We start from the raw sequence: 7,939 nt of genomic DNA, 5'->3' as shown, positions 1-7,939 counted from the left end.
GTGTCCGCAGGGCGACAGGCCGTTTACTGCGCTTTGCCAACGCAAACCCAAGGCGCAGCGAAGGGAGCGTTCGGCCCCAAGCCGACCTTCGGCACCGGTTCCGTATGCCGCAGCGCGGCCAGTCTAAGCCGCCGTTCGCTCAGCCTGATCGATTCCGCTGATGAAACCGCACCGTTTTGTCTCTTCGAACACGGTGGGTCGCGAGTTCAGCCCTGGAAGATGATCGTCGCTCGGCCGGCGATCATGCGGTTGATGACCGACGCGACTTCGCGGTGCATTTCGATGACGGCTGGCTGCTGGGACGCTTTCGCCGCGTTTTCATGTGTCGCGGCGGCATCCTTCAAAACTCCCATTATCTCGCCGTCGGGGAGGATGTCGCTCTCTTTCAGGGCCAACAGGAGTGCTTCGCAAATGGAGACCGCGGCAACGCCGAGATATTCGACATGGTCAGACATCTTGATCTTACCTCCTTCATGAACCGGGAAAAAGCGGCTGTCCGATTGTAGGTCTGCACTTTGACCGATAGGCTGCTATGGTGAACTAACCTGAAGCAGTCAGTTCGATTTTTTGGGGTCACGAAATTCTGAACCCAGTGAGGCGCCAATGACTGCCGGAACAGACAGCCCTCTCACCCGCAAGCTGTCGGCGTTCGCGCTATTGAATGAAAGCGAGACTGCGATGCTTGAGCGCCTCCATGAGCGTCGCAGGTCCTTTTCGGTCGGGAGAGACCTCGTCTATCAGGGGCAATCGCGGCAAGCGGCCTACGTGCTCGCCGCCGGATGGGCCTGTTCCTACAAGGTTCAGGCAGACGGTACCCGGCAGATCGTCGATGTCCAGATCCCGGGAGATTTCCTCGGCCTGCGAAGCGTCCTTCTTCGCACGTCAGACCATAGTTTCGAACCAATCACCGACATCGAGGCGATCGAGGTGTTGTCGGACGATCTTCTGAAACTCCTCACGCAGATGCCGCGCTTGGCGACCGCGATATTCTGGGCTGCCTCGCGGGACGAGGCCATGGTGGTCGAGCACCTTGTCGGGATCGGTCGGCGTGATGCCGCGGCGCGCATGGCGCATTTCCTTCTGGAACTCGCGGCCCGTCTGTCGCTGGTCGGGCTGGGAGGGCGAGATGGATATGACTGCCCATTGACGCAGTACCACCTGGCGGATGCCCTGGGTCTGAGTGCCATCCATGTGAATCGCGTTCTACGGCAATTGCGGGAAAAAGGGCTGGTCACCTTTCGAGACGGCCACGTGTCGTTCGAGGATTACGACGGGCTGGTGACGCTCGCGGATTTTGATCCGACCTACTTGGACCAAGAAGGGCCGTTGCTCTCCGGAGCATGATCCGGTGTGGCCGCGCATTGGACAGTGGCCTTAAATTGACGGAACCAAGACCCGAGAGTTGCCCGATTTCTTTTGGCGCGTTCGGCCCTAAAGCACCAAAAAGCATCCCTGGATCGGGCGCTTCGCCAACCATTAATCTTTTGTTTCCATGGCGCACATGTCGCGGGTTTTCGGATTTTCGCGGCGACGCAAGGTTTGCAAACTGCCGATCCTTTATGCGGGCCCGCGCGCCAACAGCTATTCGGCCCCGCGGACCTGCCCCGCGAGAAGCCGCTAACATGTGTAAGCGCGCGACCCTCATCGATGCCCTAACACCAGTGAGGCATTCTCACCAAGAGCGGTGGGGCATGCGCTCACTTCCATGGGGGACCGAACTATGAAGACTGCCTCCTGGATAAAGCGAGGCGTTTGGAGTGCCGGGGCCTGTTGCTCTTGCGATGCTCGGGTTCACCTGGGAGGGTCCGATGAAGGTGCGAGGTACGATGCGAAGGTGCGAACAATCCGCGTCCTCACTCCCAAAGCGGAGAAGGTCCATGTATTTCAGAAGTCTGGAAGACAATCCCCGGCGCTGAGAAATCGGACCCGGACGCAGCCAAGGCCTGCCTGACCGCGCTCGCACCCTGATGCACATTCGGCCCTCGCATCACCCGGAAAACCGCCGCGATGGCTCGGTTCCGGCGCAAGTTCCCGCAACACCATCCGCGCACATGCGGCGCCAAGGAGATCCAAATGCGAGTTAGAATAGGGTGCCGCCTGCAGTATGATTTCGTGCAGCCGACACCGTTGATCGCGATGCTGAACGTCCACTACTCGCGCTTCGGCGATCTCGAGCAGGCGGACTATCTTGTCACGTCCCCCAGCGTCTCGCTTGAAAGCTATCGCGACGGCTTCGGCAACTGGTGTACGCGGATGCTGGCACCGGCTGGAGAGTTCACCTTGTCCAGCAGCGGCATCTTCCACGATACCGGGCAGCCCGATCCGACGTCCCCGGCGGCGCGGCAACACAATGTCGAAGACCTGCCGTTCGAGACGCTCGTGTTCCTGCTGGGAAGCCGCTACTGCGACACCGACATCCTATCCGAGGAGGCATGGCAGATCTTCGAAGGCACCACCCCGGGCTGGGCACGTGTCCAAGCCATCTGTGACCACGTCCACCAGACGATCAGGTTCGATTACATGAAGGCCGATGCGACGCGCACGGCATCACAGGCACTGTCCGCCCGGCATGGCGTCTGTCGCGACTTTGCCCATCTTGCGATAACATTCTGCCGGTGCATGAACATTCCTGCACGATACTGCACGGGCTACCTGAGCGATATCGGTGAGCCAGAGCCACACCCCGCGGGCGATTTTGCGGCCTGGATGGAAGTGTTCCTCGACGGGCGATGGTGGGTCTTCGATCCGCGAAACAACACGCGCCGGACCGCGCGGATCCTCATAGCCCGAGGTCGAGACGCGGCGGACGTTCCGCTGACGCAGACTTTCGGGCCGAACACGCTGACCGGATTCCAGGTCTGGACAGAGGAAGCGGAGCCGACCGGGAGTCTTGAGGAGGCGGAGGCCTTCAACTGAGGGCTTTTGGCGTTTCATCAAGGCGTCTGATGCTTGATCCGCATGCACCCGCTGATCACAGAGCCAGATCAGCAATGGCGCTTTTCGGTTCCATCCACGGCTACATACCAACGACACTTTTTGGGAGACCAGACATGAGCACTCCGATCCCCACCATCGTTGTATTTCTGAATTCCTTTGAACTTGAGAGTTTTGATGAAACCCTGCCAGCGGGCGAGTACCTCATCGAGACCGAACTACCGCCATTGGGTGCCGGAGGAGCGGACGAAACCCTTGCCTCGTCGGTTCTCGTCCATCTGCATCCACAGATCGCTCACCCGGGCCTCGCACGCACCCTGACCATCCCGCTTGGCGATCTGGAACTGGCCATGGCGAAAGACAGGATGGGGGAGACGGAGCTGAGGGACACATTCCTTGAGAAGATGCTGGCCGATCCACTCATTCGCATGGTGATGCTGGCGGATGGCGTCAGCGAGCGAGACTTGCGGCACTACTATGCCACAAGATCACCCGGGAGCGGCATTCATCGGCATCGTGCTCGCGGGGATCACCCTGCCGCAGCAGGCGTGGAGAGCAAGCCCGAAAAGTTCCCGCGTTCCGGGTCTTCTCGGCCGGGCATTGGCGAATGAGGCGTCTTGACACGCGCCGGTTTTGGGGACGTGCGGTGACGCCGGCACGTCGGGCTCCCGGGCCATGACAAATCTTCCCATCGATCTCGACCGTCACAGGACGCCCAATGGACGGCTCGAAAGCCGCATTCGCCGTATGGCGGCGAATTCCGGACTTCTGGCCCATCTCGATCACAACGGCGTCGAAATCGACGTGATGTTGCTGGCAGATTCATTGCGCCGGTGGATTGAGGCGATGGAGCAGGTGCGTGTCTTGCTGCGGCAACACCAGAATGCGCCTGAAGTCAGAGAGGCCATGATCAAGACGATCATCGAAGAGGCGCTCAAGGACCTCGACCTGCTCAAGGAACGCGAAGGGACGACACTATGACCGAAGATGAAAAAGCGCCGTTGGCTTTGACCAAGGCCCGCGGTGACGTGGAAGCAGAGCGTAAATGTCTGCGTTGCGGCGCGCGTTTCTTGAGCACGGGTTTCGGCGAGAGAATTTGTGGTCACTGCAAACGTTCCGCCACCTGGCGATCGTCTCTACCGGCCGGCTCGGGCCCTGTCCGGCGTCGGTTTTCCGGCGTCGGCCCGTAAGGCCTCTGATGACGACGCTGAACATCTCGCACATCACAACGTATCGTTACGGAACGGCCGTGGCCATCGGCCCCCATCGACTAATGCTGCGCCCCCGAGAGACGAGAGACCTGCGCCTGATCGCATTCGATCTGCAGATCTCACCCTCCGCACGGATCGACTGGGCTCAGGACGTCGCTGGCAACGCGGTCGCATCGGCCACCTTCGACACCTCCTCCGAGCTTTTGTGCATCCAATCGCGGATGACGGTGGAGTTGAGTGCTCCGACTTGGCCGATCTTTGCGATTGCCGCCTCAGCGGCGTCCTACCCCTTTCGTTACGAGGGCGATCATTGGACCGATCTTGGGCCGCTCGCCCAGCCCCAGTATGCTGACCACGCCGGCAGGCTGGCGCGCTGGGTAGATTGCTTTGTCATGGAATGGCCGACCGACACCCTGTCGCTGCTCAAGGACGTGGCGAACGGGGTGAACGCGTGGATTTCCTATCAAAGCCGCTCGTCGGAAGGGACTCAGGGGCCGCTCGAAACCCTGGACAGAGGCTGGGGCTCGTGTCGGGATATCGCGGTCCTCTTTGCCGAGGCTGTGCGCACGCTTGGCTTTGGCGCGCGGCTGGTCTCCGGCTATCTTCACGACCCCGCAGAGGAAAACCTTGGCTCATCCGGCGCGGGCTCGACCCACGCCTGGGTTGAGGTCTTCGTTCCCGGGGCGGGTTGGATCGCCTTCGACCCGACCAATCGCTCCGTCGGTGCGGCGAACCTCATCCCGGTGGCGGTCGCGCGCAACATTGCCCAGGTGACGCCGGTGAGTGGCGGGTACTACGGGAGGGGTTGCGATCTTCTCTCTCTGGAGGTGGGAGTGAGCGTGAGCGTGGATGGTCCTTGAACGTTCAGGCCCCTAAGATCGGTGCGCCGATATTGGCATCTTCACGGTAAATCAATAAGCCGCCCAAGAGTGGGACCGTGTGCCGGACGCATCGGCTTCGCTCGGACAGAACTTAATTTTCACCAACTTCCGATTGTCCTTGTAAACCTGCCCGGCAGTCTCCACATGCAGTGAGCTTACGCTTTTCTCTTCGAAATGCTGCTTCCGCTGACCCGGTTTCGGTTGATCGTCTTGGATCGACATTTGCCGGGCTGCCGCATGTCGCGGGCAGCATATTCAGGAGACTACGGACATGGCCAATGGCACCGTAAAATGGTTCAACAGCACCAAGGGCTTCGGCTTCATCGCGCCGGAAAGCGGCGACAAGGATATCTTCCTGCACGTCACGGCGCTTGAACGCGCTGGCATTACGCGCATCGACGACGGTCAGAACGTGACTTTCGATGTCGAGACAGGCCGCGACGGTCGCGAGTCCGCCAGCAATCTGGCCCTGGCTTGAAGCGCTCGCTGGACGATCTGCTGAAGGGCATTCCGGCGCAATCCGGGAACGGCGGGCAACCGCGGCAGCCCAAGGGGACGTCCGGTGAGAAGCGGACCGGGCCGGAAACCCAGCTCGACAAGATCACGGCGGGCGCCAAGCGCGTGCTTAAAGAAGAAGCCGACGAGCGCGCCGAAAAGCTGGCGCGCCTCAAAGCTGCTCGCGAAGCGCGCGACAAGACGTAACCGCCAAGACGCGGCCGGCGCTGAACGGTTGGATTGCCCGTGCGGCGCCGTCTCGCGATTGCCGACGACGATCTGATCGGCCCGCACACTTCGGGCCAAGTAGATCGGAATTCCGGGTGAGCGCGTCGAGTGGATTGGCCCCTCCTGTGGGTCTCGACCATTCCGCATCAGTCTCACCTGGAGGAGCTGCTGCAGGGCTTGACCTGCGGCAGCTTCCATTCACTTTGACCATTTAGAGGAAAGAGACATGGGCTATTCGCCTTCGAAAAAACAGCTGGACCTCAAGGACTTCCTGAGCCAGCCGGCAAAGAAACGCCCTGGAGCGAAAACTTTCGGCTTCCAGAAATTCCGGACACCGCCGACGCCGGTTGCCAAGCCTGCAGCACAGCTTGCCGAGGAAAAGTCGGAATAAACTCCGGCGCGACGGCTCACCCTCTCGAGCGCCGCAAGCTGGGCCAATCCCAATGAAAACGGCCCTTTCGATATATCTGCCGCCCGAGCAGAATCGCAAGGAACAACCTTGAGCGATTTCGGAGCGGCAATTTTCTGCAGCCCATTGGTTGGGCTGGCAGCGCAGAAACATCTGCGCCTCGAATTTTGGCCGGGCGACATTCATCTATCTTGACGATGTCCCGGCCCCACCCAATCCGGCGACCTTGAGCGCATGAGCGTTCCTGCGTCCGGACATCTTACCACGCCGCAGGCGCCGCCGATGGAGCAACTCGCGAGAGTGGTCGCCAGCGTCGGCACCTTGGCATCACGAATACGAAAGACAACAAATATGATGGAAATTTTCTGGGGCGACCCTCTTATCCTGATTGACCCGAAAGACGGGGACGTTACGCGCTTCTGCACGATCGAGAAGGTACATTACTGGCTGCGCCGGAAATGGCCGGTGGCCGATGCGGCGCAACAGACCGCCTTGGCGAAGGTGGAGGCGGCCATGGAATGCATGAACTCCGTCGACGATGCCCGTAACGCGTTCCTGAAGGCCGCCCGATTGGCAGGCTTCAAGCAAGCGGCCATGGCTTGATGGGTCGCGCGCCAAGCGCCGGGCGCTGAAAGAGGCGTATCTCCTCTTTGCAAATCCTTCCGTAGTCGGTGCTGCTGACTTTCAACAAGACGGCCAGATGTCCAAGCTTTGGAGCTAATGTTGTACTGTGGCACTTGGGCTTGAACCGAAAGTCGATTGATAATCTCCCTATTCGCAGATTCAGGCGTGTAAACGGCCGGTGGCTCCACCGCACGGTCTGGAGCCTTTCGCGGCAGTGTTCCATATGCGAAAAAGCCACTCTGCCTGTCGTGGCGAGCATCTTGGAACAGCTCCGCGCGGACTATCTCTGCTCCCGCATGTCTTCATGGTATCCTGATTTGCCAACGTTGGGTTGGCGATGGGGCTGGGGGAGGCGGATCGGAGGATCGCCATGTCTATCGCAAACCTGCCCGCCATCCGCGCCTGCCGTCCAGCATGGAACAAAGGGCGCATCGTTGGTCAGAAGCGCGCGCTCCTGCCAAAGCATGTTTGGGCGATCCGCGTTCGGCTTGAAATCTCAGGCAACGCTCGCGACCTCGCGCTGTTCAATCTCGCCATCGATAGCAAGCTGCGTGGCTGCGACCTGGTCAGGCTGAAGGTGGCAGATGTCTACGCCGCCGGCCAGGTCAAGCAGCGCGCCTCGATCATCCAAAGCAAGACGCAAAAGCCGGTTCGTTTTGAGATTGTCGAAAGTACCCGGAAGTCTCTTGCCTCGTGGTTGGACGACCCCATGATGGTCGGCTCGCAACACCTGTGGCCGGGCCGCTTTCACGACCGGCCACACATTTCCACGCGGCAGTACGCGCGTCTTGTCCGAGACTGGGTGACTTCGATCGGGCTCGAACCAAGTGCTTATGGTACGCACTCGATGCGCCGGACCAAGGTCGCACAAATCTACCGCAAGACCGGAAACCTGCGCGCGGTCCAGCTTCTGCTTGGACACACCAAAATGGACAGCACGGTGCGCTATCTGGGCGTGGAACTTGAGGACGCCCTCGCCATCGCTGAAGCCGTAGAGCTTTGAACGAACAGGGCCGTTTCAACGCGGGCGGCCCTGGGTTCCCCAATAGATAACCGCCTGAGCAGACCTTCGTAGGTGCCCGCAGCGAACTTCGGCTTTCCGCCCTTCGTGCCGGTCGCATAGTTGACGCTTCGCCGCTTCTGCCCGACCGCCAGGT

General features: G+C 60.4%; 11 protein-coding genes. 10 read left to right on the top strand and 1 reads right to left on the bottom strand.

The annotated features are described in order from the left end of the window. Positions 1-206 precede the first annotated feature (206 nt). The gene (locus IQ782_RS28980) at positions 207-455 is read right to left on the bottom strand and encodes a hypothetical protein (RefSeq protein WP_092431298.1); all 249 of its coding nucleotides are present in this window, start codon (positions 453-455) and stop codon (positions 207-209) included. 148 nt (positions 456-603) lie between these two features. On the opposite strand from IQ782_RS28980, the gene IQ782_RS28975 reads away from it, so the two are divergent. The 10 genes from IQ782_RS28975 to IQ782_RS28930 all read left to right on the top strand — a co-directional run bounded on the left by IQ782_RS28975 (position 604) and on the right by IQ782_RS28930 (position 7,785). Then, positions 604-1,344, top strand: a complete 741-nt coding sequence (locus tag IQ782_RS28975; RefSeq protein WP_092431299.1) for a Crp/Fnr family transcriptional regulator — start codon at positions 604-606, stop codon at positions 1,342-1,344. Positions 1,345-2,073: 729 nt separating this feature from the next. Continuing rightward, entirely contained in the window at positions 2,074-2,916 is an 843-nt protein-coding gene (locus IQ782_RS28970; RefSeq protein ID WP_194138139.1) for a transglutaminase-like domain-containing protein, read from the top strand. 134 nt (positions 2,917-3,050) lie between these two features. Then, a complete protein-coding gene (locus tag IQ782_RS28965; RefSeq protein WP_194138137.1) occupies positions 3,051-3,545 on the top strand; it encodes a hypothetical protein in 495 nt (164 codons plus the stop codon). A gap of 64 nt (positions 3,546-3,609) precedes the next feature. Further along, on the top strand, positions 3,610-3,915 hold the full coding sequence (locus IQ782_RS28960; RefSeq protein WP_143015465.1) for a hypothetical protein: 306 nt from the start codon (positions 3,610-3,612) through the stop codon (positions 3,913-3,915). A 217-nt stretch (positions 3,916-4,132) separates the two neighbouring features. After that, positions 4,133-5,005, top strand: coding sequence for a transglutaminase family protein (locus IQ782_RS28955; RefSeq protein WP_194138136.1), 873 nt, complete (start codon positions 4,133-4,135; stop codon positions 5,003-5,005). 292 nt (positions 5,006-5,297) lie between these two features. Further along, positions 5,298-5,504: a cold-shock protein gene (locus IQ782_RS28950; protein WP_092431303.1), complete on the top strand. Its 207-nt coding sequence runs from the start codon at positions 5,298-5,300 to the stop codon at positions 5,502-5,504. Beyond that, on the top strand, positions 5,501-5,728 hold the full coding sequence (locus IQ782_RS28945; RefSeq protein WP_194138135.1) for a hypothetical protein: 228 nt from the start codon (positions 5,501-5,503) through the stop codon (positions 5,726-5,728). Before IQ782_RS28950 ends, IQ782_RS28945 begins: the two co-directional genes overlap by 4 nt. Positions 5,729-5,975: 247 nt before the next feature. Next, entirely contained in the window at positions 5,976-6,140 is a 165-nt protein-coding gene (locus tag IQ782_RS28940) for a hypothetical protein (RefSeq protein ID WP_194138134.1), read from the top strand. Between the two features lie 252 nt (positions 6,141-6,392). Continuing rightward, entirely contained in the window at positions 6,393-6,761 is a 369-nt protein-coding gene (locus IQ782_RS28935; RefSeq protein WP_240989661.1) for a DUF982 domain-containing protein, read from the top strand. Between the two features lie 391 nt (positions 6,762-7,152). After that, on the top strand, positions 7,153-7,785 hold the full coding sequence (locus tag IQ782_RS28930; protein ID WP_194138133.1) for a tyrosine-type recombinase/integrase: 633 nt from the start codon (positions 7,153-7,155) through the stop codon (positions 7,783-7,785). Positions 7,786-7,939: the final 154 nt, after the last annotated feature.

Origin of the sequence: Salipiger mangrovisoli (assembly GCF_015223355.1) — a bacterium.
In the GTDB taxonomy this organism is placed as follows: domain Bacteria; phylum Pseudomonadota; class Alphaproteobacteria; order Rhodobacterales; family Rhodobacteraceae; genus Salipiger; species Salipiger mangrovisoli.
This window is presented reverse-complemented; position numbering and strand designations above follow the sequence as displayed.

Bases quoted from the DNA above. Each gene is read 5' to 3' on its own strand.
- IQ782_RS28950 (WP_092431303.1), top strand. From the start codon at position 5,298: ATGGCCAATGGCACCGTAAAATGGTTCAACAGCACCAAGGGCTTCGGC.
- IQ782_RS28975 (WP_092431299.1), top strand. From the start codon at position 604: ATGACTGCCGGAACAGACAGCCCTCTCACCCGCAAGCTGTCGGCGTTC.
- IQ782_RS28965 (WP_194138137.1), top strand. From the start codon at position 3,051: ATGAGCACTCCGATCCCCACCATCGTTGTATTTCTGAATTCCTTTGAA.
- IQ782_RS28935 (WP_240989661.1), top strand. From the start codon at position 6,393: ATGAGCGTTCCTGCGTCCGGACATCTTACCACGCCGCAGGCGCCGCCG.
- IQ782_RS28980 (WP_092431298.1), bottom strand. From the start codon at position 455: ATGTCTGACCATGTCGAATATCTCGGCGTTGCCGCGGTCTCCATTTGC.
- IQ782_RS28960 (WP_143015465.1), top strand. From the start codon at position 3,610: ATGACAAATCTTCCCATCGATCTCGACCGTCACAGGACGCCCAATGGA.
- IQ782_RS28955 (WP_194138136.1), top strand. From the start codon at position 4,133: ATGACGACGCTGAACATCTCGCACATCACAACGTATCGTTACGGAACG.
- IQ782_RS28970 (WP_194138139.1), top strand. From the start codon at position 2,074: ATGCGAGTTAGAATAGGGTGCCGCCTGCAGTATGATTTCGTGCAGCCG.
- IQ782_RS28940 (WP_194138134.1), top strand. From the start codon at position 5,976: ATGGGCTATTCGCCTTCGAAAAAACAGCTGGACCTCAAGGACTTCCTG.
- IQ782_RS28930 (WP_194138133.1), top strand. From the start codon at position 7,153: ATGTCTATCGCAAACCTGCCCGCCATCCGCGCCTGCCGTCCAGCATGG.